This is a genomic window from Vibrio sp. Y51_MX_L26, assembly GCF_024181935.1.
Lineage (GTDB): Bacteria > Pseudomonadota > Gammaproteobacteria > Enterobacterales > Vibrionaceae > Vibrio > Vibrio diabolicus.
Genome location: NZ_JAMZAS010000002.1, coordinates 94,351 through 111,270 on the forward strand (window position 1 = coordinate 94,351; position 16,920 = coordinate 111,270).

Genomic DNA, 16,920 nt, shown 5'->3' on the forward strand with positions numbered 1-16,920 from the left:
CACTTCTATGTCGATAAATACTGATGAAACGACTTGGCAGACGTTTAAGCGTCTATGGCAATTTATTCGCCTTTACAAGTCAGGTCTTGTCGTTGCAGTCATTGCATTAGTTATTAATGCTATATCAGATACCTATATGATTTCCCTATTAAAACCATTACTAGATGAAGGTTTTGGGAACGCTGAATCTGATTTTCTACGCACGCTTCCATTGATTATTTTTGCCATGATGTTTGTCCGTGGCATAAGTGGATTTGTCTCCACATACTGTTTGAGCTGGGTATCCGGCAATGTGGTTATGCAAGTCCGCCGCATGGTATTCAATCACTTTATGCATATGCCAGTGTCTTACTTCGATAAGGAAAAAACGGGCAATTTATTGTCACGTATTACCTACGATTCAGAGCAAGTATCTGCGGCAACCAGCCAGGCGTTAGTGAGCATCGTTCGCGAAGGTGCAAGTATCATTGGCCTGTTAGTCCTGATGTTTTACAACAGCTGGCAGTTGTCGTTAGTGCTGTTTGCTGTTGCTCCCGTTGTCGCGTGGGGTATTGGTGTCGTTTCTAAACGTTTTAGAAAAATATCCAAAAATATGCAGACAATGATGGGCAACGTGACTGCGTCAGCAGAGCAGATGCTGAAAGGCCATAAAGTCGTGTTGAGCTACGGCGGCCAAGATATCGAACGTAAACGATTTGAGAAGGTCAGCAACCAAATGCGTCAACAAAGCATGAAGTTGGTGACGGCTCAAGCGGCGGCTAACCCTATCATCCAAATGATTGCGTCACTTGCTATTGTTGCCGTTCTTTACTTAGCAAGTATTGACTCGATTAAAGAGCAACTGACTCCAGGTACATTTACCGTTGTCTTCTCTGCGATGTTTGGTTTGATGCGTCCGCTTAAAGCGCTTACTAACGTTACCTCTCAGTTCCAACGTGGTATGGCCGCGAGCCAAACGCTCTTTGCGTTGATTGACCTTGAGCCTGAGAAAAACGAAGGTAAGTTGACAGTTGAACGCGCAAATGGCGATGTTTCAGTTAAAAACGTAAGCTTTACTTATACTGGCGCAGAAAAGCCAGCATTGGAAAATGTCAGCTTCGATATTCCAAGAGGGAAGACCGTTGCGCTGGTTGGTCGTTCCGGTTCCGGTAAAAGTACCATCGCGAACTTGTTCAATCGTTTCTATGATGTTGATAGTGGCTCCATCACATTAGACGGACATGATATTCGTGAATACGAGTTAAAGAACTTGCGTCAGCAGTTTGCGCTAGTATCACAAAATGTTCATTTATTTGATGACACGATTGCAAACAATATTGCTTACGCAACGGATGGAAAATACGAGCGCAGTGATATCGAGAAAGCGGCAATACTCGCGCATGCTATGGAATTCATCAGCAAAATGGATGATGGACTTGATACCATGATTGGTGAAAATGGCGCGAGTCTATCTGGCGGTCAACGTCAACGTGTCGCTATTGCACGTGCTCTATTGCGTGATGCACCGGTATTGATTCTTGATGAGGCAACCTCTGCTTTGGATACAGAATCAGAACGCGCTATCCAAGCTGCATTAGATGAGCTGCAGAAAGACAAAACGGTACTCGTGATTGCGCACCGCTTGTCAACTATCGAGAAAGCCGATGAGATTCTTGTGGTTGATGATGGCGCCATCATTGAGCGTGGCAACCATGCCGATCTTATTGCAAAAAATGGTGCGTATGCACAATTGCACCGTATTCAGTTTGGTGAATAGACGCGGTGGTTGAAAAAATCTGGTTTGAAAACCATCCAATAAAATACCTCTTGTGGCCGCTTTTGTGGCCACTGAGTGTATTATTTGGAGCAATAAGTAAGTCTAAGCGAAAGCAATATCAAACAGGCCGTAAGCAAGCCTACAACGCGCCTATCCCTGTTATTGTTGTCGGCAATATCACGGCTGGTGGTAATGGCAAAACACCAGTTGTGGTTTGGCTTGTTGAGCAACTGCAACAGCTTGGACTTAAGCCAGGGGTCGTTTCTCGTGGCTATGGAGCAAAAGCTCCTGCCTATCCGTTAGTGCTAAAAGAAGGTACGCCTGCGAAACATTGTGGTGATGAACCTAAGTTGATTCATCGACGCACAGGAGCGCCTGTTGCGGTAGACCCGGTGCGTTCAAATGCAGTGAAAGCACTGCTTGAGTCAGGTGTGGATATCATTATTACGGACGATGGGTTACAACATTATGCGTTAGGCCGTGATATTGAGTTAGTGATTGTGGATGGGAATCGCCGATTTGGGAATGAAAGCCTCATTCCGCTTGGCCCACTGCGTGAAGGGGTCGAGCGTCTTGCTGAAGTCGACTTTATCATCACCAATGGCGGTCAAGCACATACGGGCGAAATCGCAATGACTTTAGCGCCATCTAAAGCCATTAACCTCAAGACTAAGCAACTTGTGGACGTTTCTGAGTTAAAAGAGCTAGTGGCATTTGCAGGGATTGGGCATCCACTACGATTTTTTCATACACTAAACTCGATGAACGCAGATGTTAAAGTCACAAAAGGTTTTGCTGACCATCAAGACTTTGACCAACAAGAATTAGAAGCATTGGCTCAACAAGGGGCCAATGTGATTATGACCGAGAAAGATGCTGTCAAATGCAGCCATTATGCGCAAGATAATTGGTGGTATCTGCCTGTATCTGCCCAGTTTGAACCAAACGATGCAGAGCAAATTTTAAAGAGAATAAAAGAGGTTAAAGCGGCTTATGGATCACCGTCTGCTTGAGATTGTAGCTTGCCCTGTTTGCAAAGGTAAGCTGACGTACGATAAAGAGAATCAAGAGTTGATCTGCAAATTGGATCGCTTCGCTTACCCGATCAAAGAGGGTATTCCCGTTCTGCTCGAGCCTGAAGCTCGTACTATGAGTATGGATGAGGGACGCTAATGTCTTTTACGGTTGTCATTCCTTCGCGTTACGCATCGAACCGTTTGCCTGGTAAACCGTTGGCGGATATTGGCGGTAAGCCAATGGTTCAGTGGGTTTACGAGCAAGCGCTACAAGCGGGTGCGGAAGATGTTATCGTGGCAACTGATGACGAGCGTGTTGCAGATGCTGTTTCGTCGTTTGGTGGTAAAGTCTGTATGACCTCTCCTAACCACGAATCAGGTACTGAACGCCTTGCTGAAGTTGTTGAAAAGATGGCTATTCCTGCAGACCACATTATTGTTAATGTGCAAGGGGACGAGCCTTTGATTCCACCGTCTATCATTCGTCAGGTTGCTGATAACTTATCGGGGTGTGACGCTCCGATGGCGACATTAGCCATAGAAATAGACTCGGAAGAAGAAGTGTTTAATCCGAATGCAGTTAAAGTTGTGGCTAATGAGCAAGGCTATGCGATGTACTTTAGCCGAGCAACTATCCCTTGGGATCGCGATAACTTTGCCAAACAAGACAAAATCATTGCCAACCCATTAATGCGTCATATTGGTATTTATGCTTATCGAGCTGGTTTCATTAATACGTATGTAAATTGGGCTCCGAGCGCATTGGAGCAGATCGAGTGCCTTGAGCAACTAAGAGTGCTTTGGTACGGTGAAAAAATTCATGTAGCGGTAGCGAAAGAGGCGCCAGCAGCCGGCGTTGATACGCCAGAAGATCTAGAGGCGGTGCGCGCTATTGTGGCGAAGCAAGCATAACTAAAGGTCACATTGAATTAAGAACGAGAAAGGCTCCTGAATTAGGAGCCTTTTTGTTGCTTATGCACAAGTATTAGTTAGATGTTTGTGTCATATTGATTCCGTTTAGGGCAGGTCGCTAAGACTTCTCGGTGACCTGTGTCTTTTACTTCTTGCAGAATGACATCAAATCCCCACAATCGGTACACGTGTTTCAGAACTTCTTCATAACTGTCATCAAGTGGGATTCGGTTATGAGGTACGTATTGCAACGTGAGTGAGCGATCACCACGAACATCGACATTAAATACCTGAATGTTTGGCTCAAGATTAGATAAGTTGTACTGAGCGGCTAAGGTTTCTCTAATGCGTTTATAACCCATCTCATCGTGTATCGCGGCGACTTCAATAAAGTTTTTATGGTCATCATCGTTGATCGCAAACAGCTTGAAATCACGCATTAATTTCGGAGAAAGGTATTGGCTAATGAAGCTTTCATCTTTGAAATTATGCATCGCGAAATGTACCGCATCTAACCAATCCGTTCCTGCCAAGCCCGGAAACCACTCCTTGTCCTCATCAGTTGGTTCTTCACAGATACGTTTAATATCCCGGAACATTGCAAAGCCCAAGGCGTATGGATTAATACCATTAAAGTAAGGGCTATTATAAGGCGGTTGAGCTACCACACTGGTATGGCTATGTAAGAACTCTAGTATGAACTTTTCGGATACCAAACCCTCATCGTAAAGATGGTTGAGAATGGTGTAATGCCAGAATGTTGCCCAGCCTTCGTTCATGACCTGCGTTTGTTTTTGCGGATAAAAATACTGACTGATTTTGCGTACAATCCGCACGACTTCACGTTGCCACGGCTCTAGTAGCGGGGCATGCTTTTCGAAAAAGTAGAGCAAGTTTTCCTGAGGCTCGCTTGGGAAACGCTCTTTAAGATCTTCCTCTTTGGTTTTGGCTCTTGGTACTGTGCGCCACAATTCATTCACTTGAGACTGTAAGTATGCCTCGCGTTCTTCTTGTCGCGCTTTCTCTTCGGTAATGGAGATTTTTTCTGGTCGCTTGTAACGATCCACACCAAAGTTCATTAAGGCGTGGCAGGAGTCGAGCAGTTTTTCCACTTCCTGTACTCCATATCGCTCCTCACATTCAGCCAAATACTTTTTGGCAAACAGCAAATAATCGATGATGGAGCTAGCGTCCGTCCAGGTTTGGAACAGATAATTACCTTTGAAGAAAGAGTTGTGCCCGTAACAAGCGTGAGCAATCACTAGCGCTTGCATTGTCACGGTGTTTTCTTCCATCAAATAGGCGATACACGGATTGGAGTTAATGACAATCTCGTAGGCTAACCCCATTTGACCATGCTTATAGTTCTGTTCCGTTTGGATGAACTTTTTACCAAACGACCAGTGGTTGTAATTGATGGGCATACCAATACTTGAGTAGGCATCCATCATTTGTTCGGAAGTAATCACTTCTATCTGGTTAGGGTAAGTGTCTAGGCGATAGTGTTGTGCGACACGCTTAATCTCTTTGTGGTAGCGTTCCAACAGCTCAAATGTCCAATCCGGTCCATCTGGCAGCATTTTACTATTACGCTTCTTAGGCGCCTCTCCTGAGAGGTTTTTCGTTGCGGTACTCATCGCTAGCCTCCTTACGCCGTTTCTTTTTGGAATAGTTCACGGAAGACTGGGAAAATATCCTCCACAGAGCGAATGTTTTTCATTGCGAAGTTCGGAAATTCATCGGTGAGTTTTTCGTACTCATGCCATAGAGTTTGGTGCGAGCGTCGCGTAATTTCTATGTAGGAGTAGTACTGACAGTTTGGCAGTAGTTTGTTCACTAATAGATCGCGGCATCTTGGCGAGTCATCTGCCCAGTTATCGCCATCAGATGCTTGCGCAGCATAAATGTTCCATTGTCCAATTGGATAGCGCTCTTTTACGATTTCGTCCATCAGTTTCAATGCGCTGGATACAATAGTGCCCCCGGTCTCTTGCGAGTAGAAGAACTCGTGTTCGTCCACTTCTTTCGCTTGGGTGTGGTGGCGAATAAAGACGACGTCTACATTCTCGTAAGTACGAGTTAAAAACAGGTATAACAGAACGTAAAAACGTTTTGCGATGTCTTTCGTTGCTTGATCCATCGAGCCCGATACGTCCATCAAACAAAACATCACAGCTTGACTAGATGGTACAGGGCGTTTTTCATAGTTTTTAAAGCGTAAGTCGAAGGTGTCAATAAATGGAACCCCCTCAATTTTCTTACGCAGCTCTTCAATTTCAGCCTTCAAGCGGTTCTCTTCAAACTGCTGAGCGGGTTCAATGTTTTTGATACGAGCAAGTTCATCTTCTAGCTCTTTGAGAAGACGTTTCTTACCTGCGGTCATTGCCGTACGTCGAGCAAGAGATTGTTGTAGCGAACGTACTACCGCAATGTTTGAAGGGATACCAGCAGTTTGAAAGCCTGCGCGGTGCGTTTTCCATTCAGTAATTTTGGCAATTTGGTTTTTTTCTAGATTAGGCAGCTCGAGATCTTCGAACAAAATATCGAGGTACTCATCTTTTGATATTTGGAATACAAATTCGTCTTGGCCTTCTCCATCTGGACTGGCATTGCCTTCTCCCGAGCCACTACCTTGACCGCCACCTTTAGGACGCTCAATTTTATCACCAGTAATGAACTGGTCATTGCCGGGATGAACTCGTTCGCGAACACCACCTTTGCCTTGATGAAAGATCGGCTCATTGATGTCTTTGTGAGGGATAGAGACGTCTTCGCCCGTTTCCGTATTCGTAATCGAGCGTCGATTCACTGCGTCTGCTACCGACTCTTTTATTTGCTCTTTGTGGCGCTTCAAGAAGCGCTGTCGATTAACAGCGCTCTTGTTCTTGCCATTGAGCCTTCGGTCTATAAATTGCGCCATGAAATAGCCCTCTTCATGTTTCACAAGCGACCTAACTCAATACTGGGTTAGGATGACTTACGTACTCGTAGGTACCACTCAGAAAGTAGGCGAACCTGTTTCTCGGTATAGCCTTTTTCCATCATGCGAGCGACAAAGTCGTCATGCTTCTTCTGATCTTCAGAAGAGGTTTTCGCATTAAATGAGATAACCGGAAGTAGCTCTTCGGTGTTGGAGAACATTTTCTTCTCGATTACTGTGCGCAGTTTTTCGTAGCTGGTCCAAACCGGGTTTTGACCATTGTTATTCGCTTTCGCACGAAGCACAAAGTTAACGATTTCGTTTCGGAAATCTTTCGGGTTAGAAATGCCAGCTGTTTTTTCGATCTTCTCTAGTTCAGCATTCAGTGAAGAGCGATCAAATAGCTGACCAGTTTCTGGATCTCGGTACTCTTGGTCTTGAATCCAGAAGTCTGCATAGGTGACATAGCGGTCGAAGATATTCTGACCGTATTCAGAGTAAGACTCGAGATAAGCGGTCTGAATCTCTTTACCGATAAATTCAACGTAGCGAGGCACTAGATAGCCTTTCAAGAACTCGAGATATTTCTCTGCCGTTTCAGCAGGGAACTGTTCACGTTCAACCTGTTGTTCAATCACATAGAACAGGTGTACAGGGTTGGCTGCCACCTCTGTTTGATCAAAGTTAAATACGCGCGACAAAATCTTAAAGGCGAAACGTGTAGAGAGACCATTCATGCCTTCATCGACACCCGCATAATCACGATACTCTTGATAGCTTTTTGCCTTTGGATCGGTGTCTTTGAGTGTTTCACCATCGTAGACGCGCATTTTTGAGAAAATGGATGAGTTTTCAGGCTCTTTCAGGCGTGAAAGAATACTGAATTGCGCTAGAGTTTCGAGCGTGCTTGGAGAGCAAGGAGCTTGAGACAGCTCACTGTTTTCAAGCAGTTTTTGGTAAATTTTCACTTCTTCGGATACGCGGAGACAGTAAGGTACTTTTACAATGTACACACGGTCGAGGAAGGCTTCGTTATTTTTGTTGTTACGGAAAGTCTGCCACTCAGATTCGTTCGAGTGAGCCAGAATCATACCGTCGAATGGAATCGCAGATAGACCTTCAGTACCGTTGAAGTTACCTTCTTGCGTTGCCGTCAAAAGTGGGTGAAGTACTTTGATTGGCGCTTTGAACATCTCAACGAATTCCATTAAACCTTGGTTTGCTTTACACAGCGCACCGGAGTAGCTGTAGGCATCTGGGTCGTCTTGCGAATAATGTTCGAGTTTACGGATATCGACTTTACCAACCAGTGATGAAATATCTTGGTTGTTTTCATCCCCAGGTTCTGTTTTAGCAATACCGATCTGATCGAGAATTGAAGGGCGAACTTTCACTACCTTAAATTTAGTGATATCGCCGCCAAATTCATGAAGGCGCTTAGCGGCCCATGGCGACATAATCGAGCGAAGATAACGTTGCTCGATGCCATATTCTTTTTTCAAAATATCGCCGTCTTCCGTGGCTTTGAATAGACAGAATGGATGGTCATTCACTGGGCTACGTTCGCCATTGGCAGTAAGAACATAGATAGGCATCTGTTCCATCAGAGCCTTAAGTTTTTCAGCAAGTGAGGACTTACCACCGCCGACAGGACCGAGTAGGTAAAGGATCTGCTTACGTTCCTCTAAACCTTGCGCCGCGTGTTTTAGGTAAGACACAATTTGCTCTATGGCATCTTCCATACCATAAAAATCTTTAAAGGTTTCATAACGAGAGATAACACGATTCGAGAAGATGCGGCTCAATCTCGGGTCTTTTGCCGTATCGATTATCTCTGGTTCACCGATCGCCATCAGTAGGCGTTCTGCTGCATTAGCATAAGCGCTTTTGTCATCCTTACACAGGGCTAGAAACTCCTGTAACGACATCTCTTCATCTTTTGCAGCTTCATATCTTGATTGATAGTGGTCGAAAATACTCATGTCGCTTTCCCCTTTAATAGTCAGTCTACCGACGAACGTTGATTCAGGCTTTCCCACCTATTGTTATGCTCCTTGTTGTTTGAATATACGTCCTGTTATCGCATTTGGTTCGTACAGAATGTAAGATTGGCGACACCAAAGACTTTGCTTTATGGACAGTTTTTTCATTACAACGGTGAGCGGTGGATATGAATCTTTCAATCACAGCCTTTCTCTACTTAAGCCTAGTCGGGGATTTGCAATTTTGCTTAACAATTATGAATTTATTGCAAAAGTGACATTTGAATCACTCTTTCACTGAAGATGAATTTATGTCGTGAATAGGTGCAATACAAATCAAATATTTGGCAAAGACAGAAGAGTCTCAGTGATTCATTGCTCTACATCGCATAAGGTAAGCGTAAGAAGACGGAAAAGCAGCGGTAAGGTTGTGACAGGGCAAATAAAAAAGGAAAGCGAGTGCTTTCCTTTTCGTAGACGAATATTTTATGCGCTGAAGATTTGTGCAAGCTCGTTTTCGCATAAATGGTACTGACGAGGGCAGTTGCGCCAAGTTTGTAGCATACGACGGTATTTATCCAGCATTGGCATTTGGCTGTTAAAGTGATGGTCTGCTTTATCAAATTGAGGGTACAGACCTTCAGAATCAATAAGGAAGCGTACGTAATGGACTTGTTGGGCCTCCGAAGCAATATCAAACCCAAGGAACTGCAAGCGGCGCTGATCCACTTTGTTACGATCTTCGGTATCGAGCATGTTGTAAGATTCTTGCATCGCGTGATACATCTCCATAACGTCGATGATCTCACGACACTCCGCTTCTGACAGACAGCCGAAATCTTTATTCAACTCACGCATTTGTAGCTCATAGCCACGTTCAACGATCGTTTGTAAGCGTTTGTATTTGGCCGCATTACTTGGATCAAGTTGAGACATAAGGTTGTATTGGTTTGATAGAATCAAACGTTGAGCGTTTGACATTTCCATGATGACCTCACTAGATATCTAATACATTTTTAATGTGCTTAGGTTAACGCTTAAGACATGAGTGAAACATGATCTCAACACATATTTAATACTAAAAAATGGCAAGAACTGTCACTTTTGACCAGTTTAAAAACACTTATTTATGGTAATGATTGTATATGTAGTCTCGGTCTGAAAATACTCTTAGCCACTCTGGCTTGAATACGGTTAAAACCGCCAGTGACATACCATTTAATAGGCCCTCAGGGAAGGCAAGCAACGGTACAAAAATAAAGTAGTTATGTTGAATGGTTTCCCAATCGTAATGACCAACCGATAAATGGTAAAAGGAGTTAATCAGCAGATGCAGGCTTCCTGTTATCGCGCCGTTGAAAAAACCTGCAACGAAGATGAATACAAAAATGTTTCTTGGCAAGTAGTGATAACTCAAAAGAAAGACGAGGTAACTAATGAAGATAGGAAGCAGGGCAGACAATACTAAAGATGTGGGTAACTGCAACAACGACACATCATGTAGCAGGTGGTTGACCAGCATTGCGGGGATACTGATTAGAAAGGCCATACGCCAACCATACATCATCGTCAGCGTTGTTAGCGCGAGAAAATGAATCTGTAGTCCTTCTTTTACGCCAGCTTGAGTTGCCCATAAGATGCTGAAAAAAAAGAGTGTTGCGAAAACGAGGTGCTGAAATGCTTTTTCCTTTTCAAGCTTGGGCCAAACGACTTTTTTCCAATCTGGTAGACAGTAGGCGAGCACTATCCAAAGTATGACAACCAGAGAGCCCAAGTTAAACCAATCCATGTTACTTCCTTCCTATGCGATCATGACGCAATCATTTCTATTGTTCTTTTTATACCTAAATCACCTCATAGAGATTCATTGAAGGTACTTAGGTATAGTTAAAAAAATACCAGCATATTGCTGGTATTTTAAAGAGGTTAGTCTTGCTGTTCACTTAGTATTTTACGTTATCGTTGTACTGCGCAAGAATGGATTGAACCTCGTCCATCGTTTCTTTCGGTGGAGGGTTTACCCCTTCGAGTGGGTATTCTAAGCCCAATGCCTCCCATTTATGGGCACCCAATTTGTGATAAGGAAGTAACTCGACCTTTTCGATGTTATCCATATCTTTAATAAACTCACCAAGCATGTGTGCTGCTTCTGGGTCATCTGTGTAACCAGGCACGACTACATAGCGAATCCACGTTTTCTTTCCGATTTTTTGCAAGTAACGAGCAAAGTCCAATGTACGTCGGTTCGATACGCCGATGAGATCTTGGTGCACTTCATCTTTCATGTGCTTGATATCAAGCATTACTAAGTCTGTTACATCCAGTACTTCATCGATAACATCAGTGTGTTTACGAACATAACCGTTCGTATCTAGACACGTATGAATACCTTCTGCTTTAGCTGCGCGGAAAAAGTCCCGTACAAATTCAGGCTGAAGCATCGCTTCGCCGCCAGAACAAGTAACGCCACCACCTGATGCATTCATGAAGTGGCGGTAACTTTTCGCTTCGGAAATGATCTCTTCAACCGTAACTTCTTTGCCATCATGCGTATCCCATGTATCGCGATTGTGGCAATACTTACAGCGCATCAAACAACCTTGCAAGAAGACGATAAAACGAATACCAGGTCCGTCTACGGTACCACATGACTCAAATGAGTGAATACGACCAGTTGTTGACATCTTTTGCTCTCATTACTAGTAAATTCTAGCTGTTATTTTATTACAAAAAGCAGGGTTAAAACAGCTTTGTCGGTACTAAAGGCAAGGTTATGTGAAGAAAGAAAATAGATAGACCAATCTAAATAAATGCTTGATCACAGGGTTGGTTAATACCAAACAAGAGAACTTGCCTTGTATTTAGATTGGTGTGGATACAGGGATAAGTCAGCTTTTAGAAAAAGGCGAACACAGAGAAGGAGCCTGTCCCATAAACATCAGTTTGGGATTCTTCATAATCTGGCGTTTTTATCGTAAAGGTTAGGCTTGCACCGTAATTTTGGTTATACCAAGTTGCACCTGCTACGGCGCTTGCTTGCCAATTTTGCAGTGTGACGTCGTATGGCGCTGATGGCTCAGGAATACCAGGGCGATCGCCTTCGATGGTCATGTCATTGAAACGGTAACGACCTTCAAACCCCGTAAATAAGAACCAGCTTGAAGTATCCTGTGCGAGCATACTCGCTGAGAACGGGCTCTCAACACTAATATTGGCGGCTCCGATGCTGCTTGCTAGGTTTGTACCCCAACGAAACATGACGCCTTGAGAGACATCACTACGGAAGTTACCCGCATTGATGTCGTTAATGTTGGTGATTTCCCATTGCGTTTTTTGTTCTTCGCTGCGCATCAATTTATTAAATACGCGGTAGCCAAGGCTAAACGCTACTTTATCGTCGATCTGGTAATCCCAACCTTGTGGGTCAGTCGAGCCTGTTATGCCGTGAACGATTTCTTGCGCTTTTTCTGAAAGCGAACTTTCACCTGTTGCACCGATGGTGAAGTTGTAGCGGACGGCCTTATCATCAGTCAAAGAAAGATAGTTGATCTCAGTATGTAGATAACCCGCATATGGGCGATCATTGACCAGTGGATAATCCGCTTCAATGTCGCTCGGAGTCCACATTTTGTGGCCAAGAACCAACTCTATTTTATCGATATTGGCGTGTTCTGAGTCAGCCAGACTCAGCCATTTCCATTGGCTTTCTTGTTTCAGTTGGCCTGTTGCGTAGGAAAGAAAAATACCATTTGTGTAGTCTTGGTCGACGCCGAAAATACCATCATTGTCGAGTGTAAAAGAGACCGTAGACTTAGTGGATGCCATCGCAACTGGAGAAAGAAGAGTAAGAACAATTAATTTACTGAGTTTCATATACTTTATTTACTAACTTTTTTCGCATCATACGTAAGAATGTGGGCAAAATCTTTCGTAATATCACAACTTTCATTCAAGAAATAAAAAAAGGCTGATGCTTAGAAGCATCAGCCTTTGTTGTATCACTAAAACGTTATTTCATTAAAGTCTTATAGAGACTCTGTGAATGTACGTGCGATTACGTCAGCTTGTTGCTCTGCAGTTAGAGAGTTAAAGCGAACAGCGTAACCAGATACACGGATTGTTAGCTGAGGGTATTTCTCTGGGTGCTTAACGGCGTCTTCTAGAGTTTCGCGGTTAAGAACGTTCACGTTTAGGTGTTGACCACCTTCGATACCCGCTTCGTGGTGGAAGTAACCATCCATCAGACCAGCAAGGTTAGCGCGTTGTGAACCCTCATCTTTACCTAGTGCATTAGGTACGATAGAGAATGTGTAAGAGATACCATCTTGTGCGTCAGCAAACGGCAGTTTTGCAACTGAAGTTAGTGATGCTACGGCACCTTTCTCATCGCGACCGTGCATTGGGTTAGCACCTGGAGCAAATGGAGCACCAGCACGACGACCGTCAGGTGTGTTACCAGTTTTCTTACCGTAAACCACGTTTGAAGTGATAGTAAGAATTGACTGAGTAGGGATTGCATCACGGTAAGTCTTAAGCTTACGGATTTTGCCCATAAATACAGAAACAAGTTCACATGCGATATCATCAACGCGTGGGTCGTTGTTACCAAATTTAGGGTAATCACCTTCGATTTCGAAGTCGATTGCTAGACCGTCTTCGTCACGGATTGGCTTAACTTTTGCGTATTTGATTGCAGACAGAGAGTCAGCCGCAACAGATAGACCAGCAATACCACAAGCCATAGTACGTTTAACGTCACGGTCATGTAGAGCCATTAGTGCCGCTTCGTAGCTGTACTTGTCGTGCATGAAGTGGATAGCGTTTAGTGCAGTCACGTACTGCTTCGCTAGCCAATCCATGAAGTGGTCCATTTTCTCCCACAACTCATCGTAGTTCAGTACATCGCCTTCGATCTTCGGCATTTGTGGACCAACTTGGATTTTTAGCTTCTCATCCACACCACCGTTGATGGTGTAAAGCATAGTTTTCGCAAGGTTAGCACGAGCACCAAAGAACTGCATTTGCTTACCAACAACCATTGGAGATACACAACATGCGATTGCGTAGTCGTCAGAGTTCATGTCTGGACGCATTAGGTCGTCGTTTTCGTACTGGATTGAAGAAGTATCGATAGACACTTTCGCACAGAACTTCTTGAAGCCTTCAGGTAGTTGCTCAGACCAAAGAACAGTGATGTTTGGCTCTGGAGAAGGACCCATTGTGTATAGTGAGTTTAGGAAACGGAAGTTTGTACGTGTAACTAGCGTACGACCGTCAAGACCCATACCACCCATAGACTCAGTTGCCCAGATAGGGTCGCCAGAGAATAGATCATCGTACTCAGGAGTACGTAGGAAACGAACCATACGTAGTTTCATTACGAAGTGGTCGATCATTTCCTGAGCTTGTTCTTCTGTGATGCGGCCAGCAGCGATATCGCGCTCGATGAAGATGTCTAGGAACGTAGAAGTACGGCCTAGAGACATTGCCGCGCCGTTTTGAGATTTAACAGCAGCTAGGTAACCGAAGTAAGTCCACTGGATAGCTTCTTGTGCAGTTTCAGCAGGACGAGAAATGTCACAACCGTATTTTGCAGCCATTTCTTTGATTTGACCTAGAGCACGGTGTTGCTCTGCGATCTCTTCACGAAGCTGCATTGTCATTTGTAGGTCTTCGCCGTTCTCGAAACGCTCTTGTAGAGAAGAGAACTGTGCGAATTTATCCTTCATTAGGAAATCAATACCGTATAGAGCAACACGACGGTAGTCACCGATGATACGACCACGACCGTATGCATCAGGAAGACCAGTCAATACGCCAGACTTACGACACGCCATGATTTGTGGAGTGTAGATGTCGAAAACGCCTTGGTTGTGAGTTTTACGGTATTCTGTGTAGATTTTCTTAACTTGTGGGTCAAGCTCGCGGTTGTAGGCTTTGCATGAGCCTTCAACCATACGGATACCACCGTTAGGGATGATCGCACGTTTTAGAGGAGCGTCAGTTTGAAGACCTACGATAGTTTCTAGGTCTTTTTCGATGTAGCCTGCATCGTGAGCAGTGATGGTAGAGATAACTGAAGTATCAAAATCAACAGGAGCGTGAGTCGCGTTCTCTTGTTTGATGCCTTCCATTACCTTAGCCCAAAGCTTGTTAGTCGCTTCAGTACCTTCAGAAACTAGGAAAGATTCGTCGCCTTCGTACGGAGTGTAGTTCTTCTGAATGAAATCACGAACGTTTACTTCGTTTTGCCAGTCGCCTGCAGCAAAACCTTCCCAAGCTTTAGCAAATTGCTCTGCCATGACATACCTACCTTTTTAGTAGAAAAAAATACGTACTGCTTCGCCGTTGAGCCAGCTATCCCCAAGTTAAAGAGGGGAACAGTACACTCTTATGAATAACAATATTTATAGTCTTAAATTTAAATGTTCGAGTTACAAAACTATAAATATTGTCACTAGTTTTAACGTTTCTCTTTTTAAGCAACAGTTAGAGGTTAAACTAAAATTTTTTTGCAAACCTTAAACTAAATCAATAAATCCTCAAAAATCTCGATAAAAATGGGGTAGCGACTAGCGCTACCCACACATTTTCTGAACTGTCAGCTTTACAGCCAAGCTTGGATGCCATATTGGCCTTCAAGCATACCAACTGCAAGCATAGCAACTAAACAGATAATAAGTACGCTTACTGGGATCACAATCTTGTCTACAAACGACAAGCGAGACGCGCGCTCTTTATCACCAATTAAGCCGTTGTTATCTAAAAGCATAGTTAGTGCCCAAGCTAGAACAGGGTTAACGACTGCTGAACCAAAGATACAGATGCCTGCTGCTTGTGAATCTTTTGAGTCTTTCACCATCTGCATGCCTGCTTCAAGTAGTGGTAGAGAGACACCAACGAGAAGAGCAACGCGCATAACTGGTGGCCATACTGCAACATCCATAGGGAAACCAAGGATTGCAACAATAATACATAGAGAACCTAGTAAGATTGCACCGCCAGGAATAGGGCGCTTCGCGATTGCTGCAGGGATCATGTAAGTCCCCCAAGATGATGTGATGTTACCACCACCGACAGCGGTACCGACCATTTGGCGCACAGAACACATTGTCATTGTGTCATCAACGTCCATCAGTACTTTTTCACTCTTACGTGGGTAGTTCATTTCTTGGAAGATGCGGTGACCCAAGAAGTCAGGAGACCACATTGCTACAGCAAGAATTGCGAATGGTAGAGAAGCGATGAAGTGTTCCATATTAGGAAGACCAAGCATCCAACCTTCTTCTGTTGAACCCCACCAGTAGATTGGGTTTAGGTTTGGAAGACCCGTCTCGGTTACGAATTTAATATCGAAGCCTGCGCCAAGAATAAGTGCGATCGCAAGGCCAGTGAAGGCACAAACAGGGATTGCTAGCCAGCGTTTGTTCACTTTAGCAAGAAACGCGTACAGGCCAATGGTAACCGCAAGAACGATTAGACCAATGTAACCCATGCTACCTGCGGCAACTGTGTCGGATTGCAAACCAACAGCCCAAGCTTGAATGGAATTAATTTGGCTCATCGTTCCGGTTAAACCCAAGAAGATGAGAAGGCCACCAGCCGTACCTTCAGAGGTGAGGTTAACCAGTTTTGAACCACCTTTTAACAGGCTCAGAATTAAACCAAACACACCAATAAGAATTGCCAATGCAAGAGGGTGAGCACCAGCAAGCGCGATGGTACCAATAAGAGGGATCATTGGGCCGTGGTTACCTGCTAGGTTGGCTTTAGGGTTAATAAAGCCAGAAGCAAGTACACAGAAAAGAAGTGCAGGGATGAGCATCTCTACACGGGCAACTTCGATAGCGAAATCTTTGCCCAGGTTAACATGGTCCCATGCGGCAGTTAGGCCTTCAGCCCAAGACATCATTACCGCTGAGTACATCGCGATAATACCAATCGTACCGGCAAGTGCTGGAACAAGATCTTCAAGTTCAAAACGGAAGTCACGACCTGGCAAGTTTAAGCCGAAACGACGCGGCTTCATAATTTGTAGTTCGTGGTCTAGGTAGTCTGAACGGCTTGCGAACTCAGATGCTGGACGATGAAGCTCACGGTAGCTCTTGGTCTCGATATCTGAATCAGAGTGCGTTTTGTTAACTGCGTCTGACATAGATTCCTCATATATTTAAAAGTTATGAATTCTTCATTCAATTGTGTTAATCCGCATCCTGCGGCACGCTTATGCTAGCTATTATTAGATTTGTTACACGTCGACATTGTGCCTAAGCATAGCTAATAACTTATTGTGTTGAGGCACAAAAAAATCCTCATCTTTTGGCAGGAGTCTAG

Annotated in this window: 13 protein-coding genes; 4 read left to right on the top strand and 9 right to left on the bottom strand. The window is 44.2% G+C overall.

Annotated features, from left to right (window positions below; all coding sequences use genetic code 11):
- Nucleotides 1–7: 7 nt before the first annotated feature.
- Genes msbA through kdsB form a run of 4 tightly spaced genes read left to right on the top strand, consistent with a single transcriptional unit; the run spans nt 8 to nt 3,684 of the window.
- Nucleotides 8–1,756: a lipid A ABC transporter ATP-binding protein/permease MsbA gene (gene msbA, locus NL645_RS06605; RefSeq protein WP_046874716.1), complete on the top strand. Its 1,749-nt coding sequence runs from the start codon at nt 8–10 to the stop codon at nt 1,754–1,756.
- A gap of 5 nt (nt 1,757–1,761) precedes the next feature.
- Nucleotides 1,762–2,769: a tetraacyldisaccharide 4'-kinase gene (gene lpxK, locus NL645_RS06610; protein WP_253651452.1), complete on the top strand. Its 1,008-nt coding sequence runs from the start codon at nt 1,762–1,764 to the stop codon at nt 2,767–2,769.
- On the top strand, nt 2,750–2,929 hold the full coding sequence (locus tag NL645_RS06615; protein ID WP_046874718.1) for a Trm112 family protein: 180 nt from the start codon (nt 2,750–2,752) through the stop codon (nt 2,927–2,929). Before lpxK ends, NL645_RS06615 begins: the two co-directional genes overlap by 20 nt.
- Nucleotides 2,929–3,684 (top strand): 3-deoxy-manno-octulosonate cytidylyltransferase, encoded by a 756-nt coding sequence (gene kdsB, locus NL645_RS06620; RefSeq protein ID WP_046874719.1) that lies wholly within the window; start codon nt 2,929–2,931, stop codon nt 3,682–3,684. The genes NL645_RS06615 and kdsB overlap by 1 nt, the downstream gene beginning before the upstream one ends.
- A 77-nt stretch (nt 3,685–3,761) precedes the next feature.
- Here kdsB and NL645_RS06625 read toward each other — a convergent pair whose 3' ends face one another.
- The 9 genes from NL645_RS06625 to NL645_RS06665 all read right to left on the bottom strand — a co-directional run bounded on the left by NL645_RS06625 (nt 3,762) and on the right by NL645_RS06665 (nt 16,741).
- Nucleotides 3,762–5,321, bottom strand: coding sequence for a SpoVR family protein (locus NL645_RS06625; protein WP_046874720.1), 1,560 nt, complete (start codon nt 5,319–5,321; stop codon nt 3,762–3,764).
- A gap of 11 nt (nt 5,322–5,332) precedes the next feature.
- Nucleotides 5,333–6,604 (bottom strand): YeaH/YhbH family protein, encoded by a 1,272-nt coding sequence (locus NL645_RS06630; protein ID WP_005390656.1) that lies wholly within the window; start codon nt 6,602–6,604, stop codon nt 5,333–5,335.
- 47 nt (nt 6,605–6,651) lie between these two features.
- Nucleotides 6,652–8,586 carry a PrkA family serine protein kinase gene (locus NL645_RS06635; RefSeq protein WP_005390658.1) on the bottom strand — a complete coding sequence of 645 codons (1,935 nt, stop codon included), beginning with the start codon at nt 8,584–8,586 and terminating at the stop codon, nt 6,652–6,654.
- 486 nt (nt 8,587–9,072) lie between these two features.
- Nucleotides 9,073–9,573: a YfbU family protein gene (locus NL645_RS06640; protein WP_005390659.1), complete on the bottom strand. Its 501-nt coding sequence runs from the start codon at nt 9,571–9,573 to the stop codon at nt 9,073–9,075.
- Between the two features lie 136 nt (nt 9,574–9,709).
- Nucleotides 9,710–10,375, bottom strand: a complete 666-nt coding sequence (locus tag NL645_RS06645) for an energy-coupling factor ABC transporter permease (RefSeq protein ID WP_006742143.1) — start codon at nt 10,373–10,375, stop codon at nt 9,710–9,712.
- A 154-nt stretch (nt 10,376–10,529) separates the two neighbouring features.
- Nucleotides 10,530–11,270, bottom strand: a complete 741-nt coding sequence (gene pflA / locus NL645_RS06650) for a pyruvate formate lyase 1-activating protein (RefSeq protein ID WP_253651453.1) — start codon at nt 11,268–11,270, stop codon at nt 10,530–10,532.
- 211 nt (nt 11,271–11,481) lie between these two features.
- Nucleotides 11,482–12,459 (bottom strand): lipid A deacylase LpxR family protein, encoded by a 978-nt coding sequence (locus tag NL645_RS06655; protein ID WP_167394145.1) that lies wholly within the window; start codon nt 12,457–12,459, stop codon nt 11,482–11,484.
- A 152-nt stretch (nt 12,460–12,611) separates the two neighbouring features.
- Nucleotides 12,612–14,888, bottom strand: a complete 2,277-nt coding sequence (gene pflB, locus NL645_RS06660; RefSeq protein ID WP_005390666.1) for a formate C-acetyltransferase — start codon at nt 14,886–14,888, stop codon at nt 12,612–12,614.
- Between the two features lie 305 nt (nt 14,889–15,193).
- On the bottom strand, nt 15,194–16,741 hold the full coding sequence (locus NL645_RS06665; protein WP_046874722.1) for a DUF3360 family protein: 1,548 nt from the start codon (nt 16,739–16,741) through the stop codon (nt 15,194–15,196).
- Nucleotides 16,742–16,920 lie beyond the last annotated feature (179 nt).

Coding starts and splice junctions, on each gene's coding strand:
- msbA (WP_046874716.1), top strand. CDS start 8: ATGTCGATAAATACTGATGAAACGACTTGGCAGACGTTTAAGCGTCTA.
- NL645_RS06615 (WP_046874718.1), top strand. CDS start 2,750: ATGGATCACCGTCTGCTTGAGATTGTAGCTTGCCCTGTTTGCAAAGGT.
- kdsB (WP_046874719.1), top strand. CDS start 2,929: ATGTCTTTTACGGTTGTCATTCCTTCGCGTTACGCATCGAACCGTTTG.
- NL645_RS06625 (WP_046874720.1), bottom strand. CDS start 5,321: ATGAGTACCGCAACGAAAAACCTCTCAGGAGAGGCGCCTAAGAAGCGT.
- NL645_RS06630 (WP_005390656.1), bottom strand. CDS start 6,604: ATGGCGCAATTTATAGACCGAAGGCTCAATGGCAAGAACAAGAGCGCT.
- NL645_RS06635 (WP_005390658.1), bottom strand. CDS start 8,586: ATGAGTATTTTCGACCACTATCAATCAAGATATGAAGCTGCAAAAGAT.
- NL645_RS06640 (WP_005390659.1), bottom strand. CDS start 9,573: ATGGAAATGTCAAACGCTCAACGTTTGATTCTATCAAACCAATACAAC.
- NL645_RS06645 (WP_006742143.1), bottom strand. CDS start 10,375: ATGGATTGGTTTAACTTGGGCTCTCTGGTTGTCATACTTTGGATAGTG.
- pflA (WP_253651453.1), bottom strand. CDS start 11,270: ATGTCAACAACTGGTCGTATTCACTCATTTGAGTCATGTGGTACCGTA.
- NL645_RS06655 (WP_167394145.1), bottom strand. CDS start 12,459: ATGAAACTCAGTAAATTAATTGTTCTTACTCTTCTTTCTCCAGTTGCG.
- pflB (WP_005390666.1), bottom strand. CDS start 14,888: ATGGCAGAGCAATTTGCTAAAGCTTGGGAAGGTTTTGCTGCAGGCGAC.
- NL645_RS06665 (WP_046874722.1), bottom strand. CDS start 16,741: ATGTCAGACGCAGTTAACAAAACGCACTCTGATTCAGATATCGAGACC.